Source organism: Thiocystis violacea (assembly GCF_016583565.1).
GTDB classification, from domain to species: Bacteria; Pseudomonadota; Gammaproteobacteria; order Chromatiales; family Chromatiaceae; genus Thiorhodococcus; species Thiorhodococcus violaceus_A.
This window is the reverse complement of the sequence record NZ_NRRF01000011.1, coordinates 68,142-82,700: the sequence shown is the minus strand read 5'-3', so window position 1 is coordinate 82,700 and position 14,559 is coordinate 68,142. Positions and strand designations below refer to the sequence as shown.

The 14,559-nt window shown below is 63.4% G+C and carries 17 protein-coding genes; 1 reads left to right on the top strand and 16 read right to left on the bottom strand.

Annotated features, from left to right (window positions below):
* Positions 1–24: 24 nt before the first annotated feature.
* Complete coding sequence (pap, locus tag CKO23_RS07090; protein ID WP_200329473.1) at positions 25–1,596, top strand: polyphosphate:AMP phosphotransferase; 1,572 nt, start codon at positions 25–27, stop codon at positions 1,594–1,596.
* A 78-nt stretch (positions 1,597–1,674) separates the two neighbouring features.
* Here pap and CKO23_RS07085 read toward each other — a convergent pair whose 3' ends face one another.
* From CKO23_RS07085 to CKO23_RS07010, 16 genes are all read right to left on the bottom strand, one after another.
* On the bottom strand, positions 1,675–2,448 hold the full coding sequence (locus CKO23_RS07085) for a TatD family hydrolase (protein WP_200329471.1): 774 nt from the start codon (positions 2,446–2,448) through the stop codon (positions 1,675–1,677).
* Positions 2,449–2,486: 38 nt separating this feature from the next.
* A complete protein-coding gene (locus tag CKO23_RS07080; protein WP_200329469.1) occupies positions 2,487–2,858 on the bottom strand; it encodes a PilZ domain-containing protein in 372 nt (123 codons plus the stop codon).
* Between the two features lie 3 nt (positions 2,859–2,861).
* Positions 2,862–3,938: a DNA polymerase III subunit delta' gene (gene holB, locus CKO23_RS07075; protein ID WP_242482269.1), complete on the bottom strand. Its 1,077-nt coding sequence runs from the start codon at positions 3,936–3,938 to the stop codon at positions 2,862–2,864.
* Positions 3,904–4,548: a dTMP kinase gene (tmk, locus tag CKO23_RS07070; RefSeq protein WP_200329461.1), complete on the bottom strand. Its 645-nt coding sequence runs from the start codon at positions 4,546–4,548 to the stop codon at positions 3,904–3,906. Before tmk ends, holB begins: the two co-directional genes overlap by 35 nt.
* Positions 4,549–4,556: 8 nt before the next feature.
* On the bottom strand, positions 4,557–5,567 hold the full coding sequence (mltG, locus tag CKO23_RS07065) for an endolytic transglycosylase MltG (RefSeq protein ID WP_200329459.1): 1,011 nt from the start codon (positions 5,565–5,567) through the stop codon (positions 4,557–4,559).
* An 8-nt stretch (positions 5,568–5,575) separates the two neighbouring features.
* Entirely contained in the window at positions 5,576–6,403 is an 828-nt protein-coding gene (pabC, locus tag CKO23_RS07060) for an aminodeoxychorismate lyase (RefSeq protein ID WP_200329457.1), read from the bottom strand.
* A 92-nt stretch (positions 6,404–6,495) separates the two neighbouring features.
* Positions 6,496–7,734, bottom strand: a complete 1,239-nt coding sequence (gene fabF, locus CKO23_RS07055) for a beta-ketoacyl-ACP synthase II (RefSeq protein WP_200329455.1) — start codon at positions 7,732–7,734, stop codon at positions 6,496–6,498.
* A 98-nt stretch (positions 7,735–7,832) separates the two neighbouring features.
* Positions 7,833–8,069, bottom strand: coding sequence for an acyl carrier protein (gene acpP, locus CKO23_RS07050; protein WP_200329453.1), 237 nt, complete (start codon positions 8,067–8,069; stop codon positions 7,833–7,835).
* Positions 8,070–8,221: 152 nt separating this feature from the next.
* A complete protein-coding gene (fabG, locus tag CKO23_RS07045; protein ID WP_200329451.1) occupies positions 8,222–8,962 on the bottom strand; it encodes a 3-oxoacyl-ACP reductase FabG in 741 nt (246 codons plus the stop codon).
* Positions 8,955–9,899, bottom strand: coding sequence for an ACP S-malonyltransferase (fabD, locus tag CKO23_RS07040; protein ID WP_200329449.1), 945 nt, complete (start codon positions 9,897–9,899; stop codon positions 8,955–8,957). The genes fabG and fabD overlap by 8 nt, the downstream gene beginning before the upstream one ends.
* A 39-nt stretch (positions 9,900–9,938) precedes the next feature.
* Positions 9,939–10,895 carry a beta-ketoacyl-ACP synthase III gene (locus CKO23_RS07035; protein WP_200329447.1) on the bottom strand — a complete coding sequence of 319 codons (957 nt, stop codon included), beginning with the start codon at positions 10,893–10,895 and terminating at the stop codon, positions 9,939–9,941.
* A complete protein-coding gene (gene plsX, locus CKO23_RS07030) occupies positions 10,895–11,923 on the bottom strand; it encodes a phosphate acyltransferase PlsX (RefSeq protein WP_200329444.1) in 1,029 nt (342 codons plus the stop codon). Before plsX ends, CKO23_RS07035 begins: the two co-directional genes overlap by 1 nt.
* A gap of 62 nt (positions 11,924–11,985) precedes the next feature.
* The gene (gene rpmF, locus CKO23_RS07025; RefSeq protein WP_200329442.1) at positions 11,986–12,162 is read right to left on the bottom strand and encodes a 50S ribosomal protein L32; all 177 of its coding nucleotides are present in this window, start codon (positions 12,160–12,162) and stop codon (positions 11,986–11,988) included.
* 140 nt (positions 12,163–12,302) lie between these two features.
* Positions 12,303–12,725 carry a YceD family protein gene (locus CKO23_RS07020; RefSeq protein WP_200329440.1) on the bottom strand — a complete coding sequence of 141 codons (423 nt, stop codon included), beginning with the start codon at positions 12,723–12,725 and terminating at the stop codon, positions 12,303–12,305.
* Between the two features lie 421 nt (positions 12,726–13,146).
* Positions 13,147–13,386 carry a hypothetical protein gene (locus tag CKO23_RS07015; RefSeq protein WP_200329438.1) on the bottom strand — a complete coding sequence of 80 codons (240 nt, stop codon included), beginning with the start codon at positions 13,384–13,386 and terminating at the stop codon, positions 13,147–13,149.
* A 394-nt stretch (positions 13,387–13,780) separates the two neighbouring features.
* Positions 13,781–14,404: a response regulator transcription factor gene (locus CKO23_RS07010; RefSeq protein WP_200329436.1), complete on the bottom strand. Its 624-nt coding sequence runs from the start codon at positions 14,402–14,404 to the stop codon at positions 13,781–13,783.
* Positions 14,405–14,559 lie beyond the last annotated feature (155 nt).

The following is a 14,559-nucleotide window of genomic DNA, read 5'->3' as shown; positions in this document are numbered from 1 at the left end:
CCCAGCCCGCCGAGGAGACGAATCATGTTCGAGGCAACCAAGGTCGGACGCTCTGTCAGCAAGAAAGACTTCAAGGAGCAGCAGGATGAGCTGCGCACCCAACTGCTCGCCGTCCAGCGCGATCTGAAAGACACCAATATCCCGGTCATCGTCCTGATCTCAGGCGTCGAGGCCGCCGGCAAGGGCGAGGTCATCAATCGGCTCAACGAATGGCTGGACGCCCGCGGCGTGCAGACCTTCGCCTTCTGGGATGAGTCCGACGAGGAGCGCGAGCGACCACGCTACTGGCGCTTCTGGCGTTCCATGCCGTCGCGCGGCGAGATCTCCATCCTCTTCGGCGGCTGGTACCAGACCCCGATCGAGCACCGTTTCGGCGGTCATTGCAGCGATGCCGAGCTGGATGGCGAGCTCAACCGCATCGTCGACTTCGAGCGCATGCTGATCCAGGACGGCGCCCTGATCGTCAAATTCTGGTTCCACATGTCGGAGGAGGACCAAAAGGCGCGGCTCAAGGAACTCTCGCGCGACGACAAGAGCCGCTGGAAAATGGCGCCGGACAAGAGCAAGTTCTCGGAGCACTACGCGGCCTTCGAGCAGGTCGCCGAGCGCATCATCCTGCACACCGACCGCGGCATCTCGCCCTGGTACCTGGTCGAGGCCGGGAATCGGCGCTATCGGGATCTCACGGTCGGCAAGACCCTGCTGCACGCCATCCGCTCGCGGCTCAACGACGCGACCCCGGACGACCAGAACACCGTCGTCAGCAGCCCCGAACTGCCCTCGAGCCCAAACGCCCAGATCACCCTGCTCGACCAACTGGACCTCTCGCTCGTGCTCCCGCGCGAGGACTACAAGGGCGAGATCAAGCAGCTGCAGAGCGAGATCAACGAGCTCGCCTGGACCGCCTACAACAAGAAGCGCTCCACCGTGCTGGTCTTCGAGGGCATGGACGCCGGTGGCAAGGGCGGCGCGATCCGGCGGATCACCAATGCCGTGGACGCGCGCCTGTTCCGGGCGATCCCCGTGGCGGCGCCGACCGACGAAGAAAAGGCGCACCACTATCTCTGGCGTTTCTGGCGGCACATCCCGCACGCGGGGCATATCACCATCTACGACAGATCCTGGTACGGCCGCGTCCTGGTCGAGCGTGTCGAGGGGTTTGCATCGGACGCCGAATGGCGGCGCGCCTATTCCGAGATCAACCGCTTCGAAGAGCAGTTGGTTGACAGCGGCGTCATCCTCATGAAGTTCTGGCTGCATATCAGTCAGGAGGAGCAGCTCAGCCGCTTCAAGGACCGCGAGAACGTCCCCTACAAGCAGTACAAGATCACGGATGAAGATTGGCGCAACCGCGAGAAATGGCCGCAATACAAGGAGGCCGTCAATGAGATGGTGGTGCGAACCAGCACCAAGCACGCCGCCTGGACGCTGGTCGAAGGCAACGACAAACCTTATGCGCGGGTCAAGGTACTGCGCACCATCTGCGACACCCTGAACGAGGCACTGAAGCAGGAGCCCGTGCCGACCGCCGGATACCTCCCCTGCGGCGACAAGCGGATCGAGGAACGTTCAAAGCAGAACGGCAAGGCAAAATAGGCGTGCTTTGCAGATCATGATCGGGTCGGGCGGCGTTAACCAGAGTCCGACCATGGTCTGCGCGGGACGGATCTGGTCTCAGGCGCCCCGAAAGAGTCTCAGATAATTCTCGGCCGTGACCGCGGCGACCTCTTCCCGGGTCATCCCTCTCAGCTCGGCAATGCAATCGGCGACATGGCCGACGAACCTCGGCTCATTGGGTTTGCCGCGGTGCGGAACTGGGGCCAGATACGGAGAGTCGGTCTCGATGAGCAGACGGTCGATGGGCACTTGGCGCGCGACCTCACGCAGCTCGACCGCGTTCTTGAAGGTCAGGATGCCGGAGAAGGAGACGTGAAACCCCAGGTCGAGCCCCTTCCTGGCGGTCTCCCAATCCTCGGTGAAACAGTGGAGCACACCGCCGACATCAGACGCACCCGCCTCGGCGAGGATGCGAAGGGTATCGGCTCGCGCGTTCCGGGTATGGACGATCAAGGGCTTGGCGCACGCGCGCGCCGCAGCGATGTGGGTGCGGAAACGCTCCTGCTGCCAGCCCAGATCCCCCTCGCTGCGGAAATAATCCAGACCGGTCTCTCCGATCGCGACATTGCGGGGGTCGGCCGCGAGTTCGATCAGCTCCTCGATACTGGGCTCGCGCCCCCCCTCCTCATTGGGATGGACGCCGACTGAGACGTCGACCTGCGCATAGGCATCGACCATCTCACGCATCGCGGGATAGCGCTCAAGATCGATCGACACGCAGAGCATGCGCGTCACGCCAGCCTCGACACCGGCCTGCATCATGCGGTCGAATGCGCCTGCGTACGCCTTGAGATCCACCCGATCCAGGTGGCAGTGGGAGTCGATCAGCATAGGGCCTCTTCGGCTATCCAGCATCGTCATTCGGTCGATCACATCGTATGCGTTGGCCGCTCGGAGCTGAGCGCGCCAGCGAGATAGCCCTCGATCTTGTGCCGCGCCGCACCCTTGTCCTGATCACTGAACTGCACGCCGACACCGATGGAGCGGTTGCCTTCGGCACCCGGCGGCGTGAGCCAGATGACTTTTCCCGCAACCGGGATACGGTCGACTTCTTCCATCAATTGGAGCAGGAGGAAGATCTCGTCGCCGAGCTGGTACTTCTTGGTCGTCGGGATGAAGAGACCGCCGTTCTTGATGAAGGGCATGAAGGAGGCATAAAGGGCGCTCTTGTCCTTGATCGCGAAGCTCAGGATCCGTTGCTGGCCACCCAGCCCACCGAGGGCGTTCATGGGAGTGCTCATGACTCAAGGTCTCCGGTGCTCGCCGCCGCGGGCGATCCTGGACCAGTCGATGGCCAGGGATTCCAGCAACAGCTGATGATTCAGGTTGGTCTCGGCCAGGGCGCGACCCTCCAGGACGCGCTGCAGAAACCTGTGACCGACCGCGGGCTCGATGCGCCGCGCGAGCGCCGCGAGGTCCGCCTGTCGATCAGGGTTCTCGAGTCTGACGTCTTCGGCAGTGGCCATCAACCGCACCAGGTCACACATCCAACTCGCCAACCATTCCAGCATGAGCTTGGCGCCTGGGGCGTTCCAGGCAGCGGCCTCGGCGAGTGGGTCGCGCCCGCCGGCGGCCATGGCGAGAAAGCCGGTCAAACGCTCCTGACGCTGAGCCAACCAGGCATCATCGAAGTCACGCAGCGCGCGCAATGGCGCACCATGGGCGAGCCTCAGCCGCAATTCCCAGTCGCTGCGCGGCGACTGCGCGTTCAGCCAGGACAGCGCCTCGGCGTCCGCGGGTGCCGGCACCCTGATCTGCAGGCAGCGACTGCGAATGGTCGCCGGCAGTGAGCCGGTCCGCTCGCCGATGAGACAGAGAAGGGTCTGTCCGGCCGGCTCCTCAAGCGTCTTGAGCAATGCATTGGCCGCCGCCGGATTGAGTCGGTCCGCCGGGTCGATGAGTGCGACCTTCCACTCGGCGCGGCTGGGGGTGAGCGACTCGCGCTCGGTAAAGAGGCGGATCATCGCGATCGGGATCTCGCCGGACTTGCTTTCCGGGTCCGGACCGACGCGCAGGAGATCGGGATGATTGCCGAGCGCAAGCAGTTCGCAGTCGGCGCAGCGACCACAGGCGATGCCCCCAGGCCCTGGCGTGCGGCAAAGCAGCGATTGCGCCAGGCACTCGGCGAAGTGACGCTTGCCGACCCCGACCGGCCCGCTGAGGAGGAGGCCATGCGCCAGTCGACCCGCCGCGCGCGCGCCCTGCAGCTGCGACCAGATCCGTGCGGTCCAGGGCAAGAGGGCTTCGAGCGAGATCCCGTTGAGCGCGCGCATCGCGTCCGCCGCCTCAGGATTCCGGTGCAAATCGATCGAGGAAGCCATCGACATGCGCTCGGATCTGCTCCGAGACTTCCCCAAGCGACCGGGTCGCATCGAGAATTCGATAGCGCTCCGGCGCGGCTTCGGCCCGCGCCAGATAGACACCCCTGGTCGCCTCGAAGAAGCGCTCGGCCTCGGATTCGAACCGATCGGCACGACCCGGCCGCTGGCGCGCGCGCTCGAGTCCCACGGCAGGCGGCAGGTCGAACAGCAACACCAGGTCGGGACGCAATGCCCCCTGTACCAGGTCTTCGAGCACGGCGATACGCGCCAGGTCGATCCCGCGCCCGCCCCCCTGATAGGCGTAAGTCGCGTCGGTGAAGCGATCCGAGATCACCCAGGCGCCGCGCGCGAGCGCGGGGCGGATGGTCTTCTCGAGATGTTCGGCGCGCGCGGCGAACATCAGCAGCAGCTCAGCGGTCTCGCCCATCTCCGCATGCTCGGGGTCGAGCAGCACCGCGCGCAGCCGTTCCGCCAGTGGGGAGCCGCCCGGCTCGCGGGTGGTCACCACCTCGAGACCACGTTGGCGCAAGTGGGCCGCAAGCGGTTCGATCTGTGTCGACTTTCCCGCGCCTTCGATGCCTTCGAGGGTGATGAAGCGACCGCGATGCATGGCGAGACTCATTCGTTCTGGTTCAAGATGAAGCGACGCACGGCCGTATTGTGCTCATCCAGCGTCCGCGAGAAGACATGGCTGCCATCACCCCTGGCGACGAAGTAAAGCGCACCACCCTCGGCCGGCTGCAGGGCGGCGCGGATCGCCGCCCTGCCTGGCAAGGCGATGGGCGTCGGCGGCAAACCGCTGATGACATAGGTATTGTAGGGCGTCGCTTCACGCAGATCCGCACGCCGAATGTTGCCGTCATAGCGCTCGCCCAGCCCATAGATGACGGTCGGGTCGGTCTGCAGCCGCATCCCACGCTGCAACCGCCGCACGAAGACGCCGCCAATGGCGGGGCGCTCCTCGGGCACGGCCGTCTCCTTTTCGATGATGGATGCGAGGATCAGTGCCTCGTAAGGCGATGCGAGAGGCAGATCCGGCTGACGCTGCTCCCATTCTTCGGCCAGCACCTTGTCCATCTGCGCCATGGCCCGCTTGAGCACATCCAGCCCCGTCGCCTTGCGCGGAAAGAGATAGGTCTCCGGGAAGAAGCGGCCCTCGGGGTGCTCGCCTAGCCGACCGAGCCGTTCCATGAGCTCGGCATCCGTCAGGCTCGCCAGCCCCTCGCCACCGAAGTGCTCGTGGCCATCGATGACCGCAAGCACCTGTCGAAAGGTGCGCCCCTCGACGAGGGTGATCGCGAACTGGACCACCTTTCCAGAGGCGATGCGCTCCAGCACGACGGCCGGCGTCATCTCGGGCGTAATCTCGTACTCGCCTGCCTTGATGCGCTTCTGATCGCCTTGAAGGTAGGCGAGCGCGATGAAGTAGTAGGGCTGTTTCAGCAGCCCCTGCGCCGTCATGCGTTCCGCCAGCCCACGCAGCGAACTCCCCTTGGGAACCTCGACATAGGTCTTCGGCTCGGAGGTCGCCACGGGCGTGCTCAGGAAATGCTGGTAGTCCAGCCAGAGGCCACCGGCGATGAGCCCGATGGACAGGAGCAGAACGAAGATGCTTATACGCCAGGTCATGTCGAGAACTATCCCGGTGTTCGGGCCGCCTGATGCACCGCCCGCAGCAGATTCCAAGGTAGATCGCCGCGATGGAAATCCCGTCCGGCCAATGTCCGCACTGGCCAGACGCCAATCACGGCGTTGGTCAGGAAGAGCCCCGCCGCATGGTCCAGGTCGACCGGCTCGAGCCGCGTCACCAGACAATTCATGCCCATTCTGGCCGCCAACTCCAATGTCAGTCCACGAATGGTGCCGGCGATCCCGCTTCGATCCAAGGATGGGGTCAGGAGCCGCATCCCGTCCCAGAGAAAGAGGTTGGTCATGGTCCCGCCGATCACGGCACCCGAGGGGTCCTGCATCAGCCCTTCCGCAATCCCGTCATCCGCCCACTCCTGGCGTGCAAGCACGGAGTCCAGGCGGTTCAAGTGCTTGATACCGGCCAGCACGGGGTTGACTGACACCGGCGTGTGGCAATAGCGCACGACGACCCCTGGCCCATGGAGGGGATCCTCCACCCCCTCGGCAAGCGCATAGGTGAGGAGGAGACGGGTCGGAGCTGGCGCATCGGGCGGGCGGTAGCCGCGACCACCCGGACCGCGAGACAGGATGAGTTTGAGGATGCCCGCATCCAAGCCCTGGGCGGCGGATCTCGCCTCATCAGCGAGAACCCTGGCCGAAGGCATCGGAATGCCGAGCCGTTCTGTCCCCAAGGCGAGCCGGTCGAGATGGCGCTGCCACTGGCAGGGGCGGCCATCACTGAGGCGCAGGGTCTCGAAGAGACCGTCCCCATAGTGAAAACCGCGGTCGAGAACGGAGACGCTATCCTCGGACTGGCCGTCGATCAGCACCCGCACCGGGGGGCTGATCGCGGCCGTCGAGCCGACAGACGCCGAATTGGCTGATCGAGGCGACGTCAGGATGTCACTCCTGCGTCGTGACGACGCGCTCAGGGGCGACGGAAGACCAGCGTACCGTTCGTGCCGCCGAAACCGAAGGAGTTCGAGATAGCCACATCGATCGGCATCTCACGCGCGGTATTCGGCACACAGTCCAGATCGCAGTCCGGATCCGGCGTCTGATAATTGATCGTCGGAGGCGCCGTCTGATCCCGGATGGCGAGGATGGTAAAGATGGCCTCGGCACCACCGGCGGCACCCAGCATATGCCCGGTCATGGACTTGGTCGAGCTCACCGCGAGCTTATAGGCGTGGTCTCCGAAGGCACGCTTCACCGCCCGGGTCTCCGCCACATCGCCGGCTTGCGTTGAGGTGCCATGCGCATTGACATAGCTGACCTGCTCGGGATTGATACCGGCGTCATTGAGGGCCAGAATCATGCAGTTCGCAGCGCCTTCGCCATCTTCCGAGGGAGCTGTCATGTGGTAGGCGTCGGAGTTCATTCCCACGCCGACCAACTCCGCATAGATGGTCGCGCCACGCGCCTTGGCCCGCTCGTACTCCTCAAGCACCACCACACCGGCGCCATCGCTCAGCACGAAACCGTCACGATCCTTGTCGAACGGCCGGCTCGCCAACTCTGGGGCGTCATTGCGCGTGGAGAGCGCACGCGCGGCGGCAAAGCCGCCGAGGCCAACGGGAGACGTGGCCATCTCGGCCCCACCGGCAATCATGGCATCGACATAGCCGTGGCGGATCATGATGGCCGCCTCGCCAATGTTGTGCGCCCCAGTGCTGCAGGCCGACACGATGGAGTAGTTTGGACCCTTCAGGCCAAACTTGATCGAGAGGTTACCCGCCACCATGTTGATGATGTTGGCTGGAACGAAAAAGGGCGAAATCCGGCGAGGACCCTTGTCTCGATAGGCCTGATAGTTGTTCTCGATTCCGGTGATACCACCAATTCCAGAGCCAATGGCAACACCGATGCGACGGCAGTTGGACTCATCGATATCCAGACCGGCATCCGCAATTGCCTGACAGCCGGCGGCCATACCGTAATGAATGAACTTATCCATCTTCTTGGCTTCTTTTTCCGAGATATAGGGACTCGGATCGAAACCATAGATTGGACCGCCGAAGCGCGTGCTGAACGGTTCGATATCGAAATGGGTGATCGGTTTGATGCCGCTCTTGCCGGCGAGGATATTGTCCCACCCAGACTTAACGTCGAGCCCTACAGGTGCCACAAGACCCAATCCGGTGACTACTACCCTTCTGCCTGCCATTACTTACCTCTGTCGTTCAGAACGCCACATTCGACGAGCCCTTGACACGCCTCGTTCCCTGCGCAACGCACGGCGCTTAAGGTTCTCCGGCCCTAGATTCAGGACTGATGCGCGTTGATGTAATCGATGGCCTGCTGGACCGTGGTGATCTTCTCGGCGTCTTCGTCCGGAATCTCAGTCTCGAATTCTTCTTCGAGCGCCATGACCAACTCTACGGTGTCGAGGGAGTCCGCACCGAGATCGTCGACGAAGGACGCCTCTGCCGTGACTTCTTCTTCCTTGACGCCCAATTGTTCGATGACGATTTTACGAACTCGATCTTCAACGCTGCTCATAGGATTGATTCCTCCGAATGACAAAAACTGGCCCTCGCTGGGCCACGGCGTATTCTAGTGACAAACCATGCGCGATGAAAGCTAGCTGAGCTTTCGCCACTCATCACGTAAGAATATGATTTAAAGGCACTTTCAAGAAAACGCACCGGCTTTCACGCCATGTGCATACCACCATTGACATGAATCGTCTCGCCCGTGATGTAGGCGGCACCCGGCGAGGCGAGAAAGACGACTGCGCTGGCGATCTCTGCGGGCTGTCCCAGCCGACCCAAGGGGATCGCGGAGAGGAGCGCCTGCCGGCTCGCTTCAGGGAGGTCGCGTGTCATATCGGTATCGATGAAGCCGGGGGCGACGCAGTTCACTGTGATGGCGCGCGACCCGACTTCACGGGCGAGCGACTTGGTGAAGCCCATCATGCCGGCCTTGGCCGCCGCATAGTTGGTCTGACCCGCATTGCCCATCGCGCCCACGACCGATGCGATATTGATAATGCGACCCTTACGTGCCTTCGTCATGGCACGCAAACAGGCCTTCGACAGGCGATAGATGGAGCCGAGATTGGTGTCGATCACCGCATCCCACTCCTCGTCCTTCATGCGCATCAAGAGGTTGTCGCGCGTAATTCCCGCGTTGTTGACCAGGATGCTCGGCGCGCCCAGCCGCTCGGCGACCTGACTCATGCAGGCGTCGACGGATGTCGGATCAGAGACGTTCAGGACCAGCCCCGCCCCTTCGCAACCGGCCTCGCCGAGTGCCTGTTCGATCCCCTCGGCACCCGCCTGCGTCGTGGCGGTACCAACGACCCGGGCACCCTGCCCCGCCAGCGCCATTGCGATGGCGCGGCCGATCCCGCGAGATGCACCGGTCACCAGTGCGATTTCACCTTCAAGCATGTGCAGTCGCCTCCAAGGCCGCCTCGAGCGTCTTCGGGTCGAAGACCGGCAGCGTCGTCATATTGTCCGCAATTCGTTTGCAAAGCCCGGCGAGCACCTTTCCAGGGCCGCATTCGAGCGCCGTCGTGACACCCCGGGCAGCGACGGCTTCGACCGTCTCGACCCAACGCACCGGGCTGTAGAGTTGTTGAACCAGACGCTCGCGTAACACCTCGACGCTGTCGGCCGGGGCGACGCTGGCGTTGTGCAGCACAGGAACCCTTGGCAATGCCAGCGCCACATCGGCGAGGCGCTCGGCCAAACGCTCGGCTGCCGGCTGCATCAATGCACAGTGGGAGGGCACGCTCACCGGCAACGGCAGCGCGCGCTTCGCACCGGCCGCCTTAGCGGCGTCGATGGCACGAGCAACCGCCGCGGCGCTGCCGGCAATGACCACCTGGCCAGGGGAATTGAAGTTGACGGCAGCGAGCACCTCGCCCTGGGCCTGCTCGGCACAGACTGCGACCACCTGCTCGTCGCTCAACCCGAGCACGGCGGCCATGGCGCCCTCGCCTGCCGGCACCGCCTCCTGCATGAAGCGCGCGCGATCCGCCGCGAGACGGATTCCATCGGAGAATGACATCGCCTCGGCAGCGACCAGGGCCGCGTACTCGCCCAGGCTGTGCCCAGCCATCAAGGTCGCGGGTCTAGCGCCCGCCTGCCGCCAGACGCGCCAGACGGCGATCCCTGCGGCCAACATGGCGGGCTGGGTGTTCTGGGTGCTATCGAGATCCGCTTTCGGACCCTGACTGATCAGTTGCCAGAGATCCTTGCCGAGAGCATCCGAGGCTTCCTCGAAGGTCTCCTTGACACTGGAATGGGTCGCTGCGAGGGCATCGAGCATTCCGACCGACTGAGAGCCCTGCCCGGGAAAGAAGACGGCGAGTTGTTGTGACATGGGAAAAGAGCGGCGATTCGTTGAGATGCGTGCGTTTGACTAATACTTAATGAGGACCGAGCCCCAGGTAAAACCGCCCCCGAACGCCTCCATCAACAAGGTCTCACCGCGTTTGATGCGACCATCGCGAATGGCCACGTCGAAGGCCAGGGGGATCGATGCGGAGGAGGTGTTGCCGTGATCTTGAACAGTCACCACGACGCGTTCCATCGGCAGATCGACCTTGCGCGCCATCGCCTGGATGATGCGGATATTGGCCTGATGCGGGATCAACCAGTCGATATCAGACCGGCTCAGTCCATTGGCCTCGAGCGTCTCGTCGACGATGCGCCCGAGCGTGGTGACGGCGAAACGGAAGACCTCATTTCCCCGCATCTCCACGTAAGCCTCATCGGGCCGGCCATTACCGTGCCCCCCTGGCACCTGCAGCAAGTCCTTGTAAGCACCATCGGCATGGATGTGGCTCGAAATGATTCCTGGCTCATCAGCCGCCCCCAGAACCACGGCACCCGCGCCGTCCCCGAAGAGGACACAGGTGGTCCTGTCGCTCCAATCCAGCAGACGCGAGAAGGTCTCCGCGCCGACGATCAGCGCCCGCTTGGCTGCGCCACAGCGGATGTACTTATCGGCCACGTCCATGGCGTAGACGAAACCCGTGCAGACCGCCTGCAGATCGAAGGCCGGACAGCCGTGGATATCCAGGCGCTGCTGCAGCAGACACGCGGTGCTCGGGAAAAACTGATCCGGGGTCGTGGTCGCCACGACGATGAGGTCGATGTCGGACGGCTGCAGCCCCGCGGCCTCCAGCGCCCTGCGCGACGCCGCCTCGGCAAGATCGCAGCAGGTCTCGCCTTCGGAGACCAGATGGCGCTTCTCGATTCCCGTCCGCTCTCTGATCCAGGCATCCGTGGTATCGACGACCGACTCGAGGTCGGCGTTCGTCATCACCCGCGCGGGGAGATAACTGCCGGTCCCGAGGATACGGGAGAATGTCATCAGGCCGTTTCCCTGTACTGCTCGCTGCCGAGGTGTCGCCCGACCTGCTCACCGATGCGCTGGGGGATGTTGGCGAGGATCTCCTTCTCGGCGATGTAAATCGCATTCTCGAAGGCGATCTCATCGGCCCCACCGTGGCTCTTGACGACGATACCGCGCAGACCAAGCAAGCTGGCGCCATTGTAGCGCCGCGGGTCTACCGTACGCTTGAAGCTCTTGAGGATGGGCAGCGCCGCCAGCGCGGCGAGCCGGGTGTACCAGGCCCGCTTGAACTGGCTGGTCAAGGTGTGCCGCACGAACTTAGCCACGCCTTCGCTGCATTTGAGCGCCACATTGCCGACGAAGCCATCGCTCACCACGACATCGATGTCTTCGATGAAGATGCCATCGCCCTCGACATAGCCGATGTAATTGATGCCACTGCGCGAGAGCAGTTCATGGGCTTGCTTGACCTGCTCGTTCCCCTTGATCTCTTCCTGCCCGATATTGAGCAGCCCGACACGCGGCTTCTCGATGCCGTCGACGGCTGAGACCAGCTCGCTGCCCATGACCGCGAACTGAAAGAGATGCTCGGCGGTACAGTCCACGTTCGCACCCAGGTCCAGCATGTGCGTGTGGCCGTGCAACGACGGCACCGCCGTGCAGATCGCGGGCCGATCCACATGCGGCAAGGTCTTGAGCACGAAGCGCGCCGTCGCCATCAGCGCGCCTGTGTTGCCGGCACTCACACAGGCCTGCGCCTCCCCATCCTTGACGAGATCGATCGCCACGCGCATGGAGGAGTCCTTCTTGCCGCGCAGCGCCTTGGAAGGCGACTCGTCCATCGCCACTTCTTGGGTGGTTGGACGAATCCGCAGCCGCTCCCGTGATGCATTACCGATGAGGCTTTCGATGCGCGCCTCGTTACCGACCAGGATCAAATCCGCGTGCGGATTTTCGGCCAGATACCGGAGTGCCGCCGGAACCACGACCTCAGGCCCGTGGTCGCCGCCCATGGCATCCAAGGCGATGGTGCATCGCTGCTTCATTGGGATCTTGGTAACGCGCGTCGTGCTGGAAGACGGATCGACGCCGGAGCGACCGGACACTGTCACTCGGACCGGTCCACTACCTTGCGACCGCGGTAGAAACCGTCTGCCGAGACGTGATGGCGAAGATGCGTCTCACCGCTGGTCGGATCGACCGACAGGGTGGGCTTGCTCAGGGCATCGTGGGAGCGGCGCATGCCGCGCTTCGATGGAGTCTTCCGATTTTGTTGAACAGCCATTGTTTTCTCCAAACTCGAGGCGCGCGCCCTGACTGGCGGAAACGCCCGAAATAGATGATGCAGAACGAAACCGTATTGGATTGCGCGCCCGGAGGCCGACTATCCGAAAACCAGCGCCAGCGGTGTCGCAGAAGGACAACTCAGGCGTCACCTTGACCTTGATCCTTAAGCGCGCCCAACACCGCGAAGGGGTTGGGACGCTCGGCGGCGGCCGTCGCCTCAGCCTCGACCGATCCCGCGGATTCCTCGCGAACCACCCCAGGCAGCGTCTGGCATTGCCCGTCATCGTGCCGAGGAATGGCAGGTATCGCGAGCAATAGCTCGTCCTCGATCAGATCGAGCACGCGAAGCGGCTGATCGCCAACGACGAGGGACTCCAGCTCGGGCTGCAGATCCGATGCGCTAGCCTCGGTCTTGAGCAGCACCAACGCGAGGCTTGCGTCTACATCGATCCGGACCTCGCCGAGACAGCGCTGACAGACGAGCCAAAGCCCTGAGCGCACCCATCCTGTGAGCAGGGCGCGCCTTTCGAGGTCACGCCCGAAACACAGCTCGTAGCTCACCTGTGTCGCCTCGCCCTCTGGATCCGAGAGAACAGCGGCCGACACTCGCGGAAAGCTGCGCAACGGAAGCGTGCCGGCGAGCACGAGGCCGGATCTGACTGCACGCCACGGGTCTAACTGATCAGGTAAGGCAGCCGACATAAGCGCGCAACGTTAACCCAGGCCCGGCTCTGTCGTCAATCGGATCAGCAATGCCGCACAAAAAAATTCCCCCATCGTTTCGCCGGAGTCGGGGCGAAACGATGGGGGAAGTAGGAAGGCGACTACGCTCAAGTATCGAGCCTGAGCCCGCCCGGGCTGCCGTGCATGCGGCTTCCCGGCGCGTAGTTTCTTGATGATTAGGCCGGAGTGATCCCGTTCCGATGCCCCTCCTCGTCTTCTTCTCGTTATTCGTTAGCCGACTTCCGTCTCGGCAGTGACTTCAAACAGGTGCGCTGGCAGTCCGCCCAGCCAGGAGAACTCGCTCACGGCGCGACAGATAGGCCTGGCGCGCAGCGCCGGAATCCTGGCCCGCGGCCGGCTTCAGCTCAGGCAGATCCAAAACGCTCCAGTGATTCGCGGAAGCCGCGTCACGCCAACGCGCCGCTTCCTCCTTCACCAGCTCAGAAACCGTCGGGGCGATACCGGGAATGGCACCTGTGTCACGGTTCATGGTCTTCATTCGAAACCTCCGCGTTGACTGCAGCTGCGCGCGGGATGCGCGGGCGGCCTTTGAGTAACCTGCTTTCCCAGCAACTCAGCGAACCCTTGACTGGCTCGCCGCACGGCGGGTAATCCATGGCGGTGTCGTGTCGGACCGAAGCTGGAAGCGTGAATCCCCCTTGAAATTGACGGATATGATAGAGAGGCGGGGAATCGAGAGATATCCGTAGGACCACTCAATTCGCGACGTCTAATAAACCGCGGCACATGCAGCGCCAAGACCGGCCCGATCGGCGAAGTCCAAGCGCCCGGGGCTGACCGCACGACCTCGCGGCCAGCCGGACGCACACAGCGCGACCTCTACCCGGCGATCTCGCGAAAGGGAACGGATAGAAGGTGACCGAGCATCCGACCTAATGCATCTGAGACGATGGCTGGCACACAGAGGACATCCGGCACAGCTCGGCGAGATTGGCCGCACCCATCTTCTCCATCATGCGCGCGCGATGATTCTCGACGGTGCGGGGACTGATGCCGAGCTGGCGGGCGATGTCCTTGTTCGTGAGACCCTGTGTGGTCAGGGTCAGGACCTCGTGCTCGCGAGGGGTGAGCTGGTGGAAACGCTCCAGGATGGTCTGCTCCGTCGCGAACTCCTCGCGCCGGCGCTGGTCCTCGGCCAAGGCGGCCTGGATGCGCTGGAGCAGGACTTCGGTGCTCGCCGGCTTTTCGAGGAAATCGATGGCGCCGCCCTGAATCGCCCGGACGGTGGTGGGCACATCGCCGAAGGCGGAGAGGAAAATGATCGGCAGCAGACAGCCGCGCTCGATCAGAACAGCCTGCAGATCCAGCCCGCTCATCTCCGGCATGCGTTGGTCGAGCAGCAAACAGCCGCGCTCGTCAGGCGCGAAGTCCTCCAGAAACGCCTTCGGGGACTCGAAGCTCTTGACCCGATAGCCAGCGAGTTCCAGGATCAAGGTCAGCGAGTCTCGCATTCCCTGGTCGTCGTCGACCAAAAAGATGGTTTGGACATCCGTCATCGATCCACCTCAGAAGCATTCGTCAGGACCGCAACAACCTCAGCTGCCCGCTGCAATCGACTATACCCACTGTCGACAGGGCCGGGCAAACCACTGGCCTGTTACCCTCAACGGCCCACCATACACCCGAGAGATGTCCCTGCGCGGCCTTCGGG

Excerpts from the sequence above, each read along its gene's own strand:
- pap (WP_200329473.1), top strand. The coding sequence starts at position 25 with ATGTTCGAGGCAACCAAGGTCGGACGCTCTGTCAGCAAGAAAGACTTC.
- CKO23_RS07085 (WP_200329471.1), bottom strand. The coding sequence starts at position 2,448 with ATGCTGATCGACTCCCACTGCCACCTGGATCGGGTGGATCTCAAGGCG.
- CKO23_RS07080 (WP_200329469.1), bottom strand. The coding sequence starts at position 2,858 with ATGAGCACTCCCATGAACGCCCTCGGTGGGCTGGGTGGCCAGCAACGG.
- holB (WP_242482269.1), bottom strand. The coding sequence starts at position 3,938 with ATGGCTTCCTCGATCGATTTGCACCGGAATCCTGAGGCGGCGGACGCG.
- tmk (WP_200329461.1), bottom strand. The coding sequence starts at position 4,548 with ATGCATCGCGGTCGCTTCATCACCCTCGAAGGCATCGAAGGCGCGGGA.
- mltG (WP_200329459.1), bottom strand. The coding sequence starts at position 5,567 with ATGACCTGGCGTATAAGCATCTTCGTTCTGCTCCTGTCCATCGGGCTC.
- fabF (WP_200329455.1), bottom strand. The coding sequence starts at position 7,734 with ATGGCAGGCAGAAGGGTAGTAGTCACCGGATTGGGTCTTGTGGCACCT.
- acpP (WP_200329453.1), bottom strand. The coding sequence starts at position 8,069 with ATGAGCAGCGTTGAAGATCGAGTTCGTAAAATCGTCATCGAACAATTG.
- fabG (WP_200329451.1), bottom strand. The coding sequence starts at position 8,962 with ATGCTTGAAGGTGAAATCGCACTGGTGACCGGTGCATCTCGCGGGATC.
- fabD (WP_200329449.1), bottom strand. The coding sequence starts at position 9,899 with ATGTCACAACAACTCGCCGTCTTCTTTCCCGGGCAGGGCTCTCAGTCG.
- CKO23_RS07035 (WP_200329447.1), bottom strand. The coding sequence starts at position 10,895 with ATGACATTCTCCCGTATCCTCGGGACCGGCAGTTATCTCCCCGCGCGG.
- plsX (WP_200329444.1), bottom strand. The coding sequence starts at position 11,923 with ATGAAGCAGCGATGCACCATCGCCTTGGATGCCATGGGCGGCGACCAC.
- rpmF (WP_200329442.1), bottom strand. The coding sequence starts at position 12,162 with ATGGCTGTTCAACAAAATCGGAAGACTCCATCGAAGCGCGGCATGCGC.
- CKO23_RS07015 (WP_200329438.1), bottom strand. The coding sequence starts at position 13,386 with ATGAAGACCATGAACCGTGACACAGGTGCCATTCCCGGTATCGCCCCG.
- CKO23_RS07010 (WP_200329436.1), bottom strand. The coding sequence starts at position 14,404 with ATGACGGATGTCCAAACCATCTTTTTGGTCGACGACGACCAGGGAATG.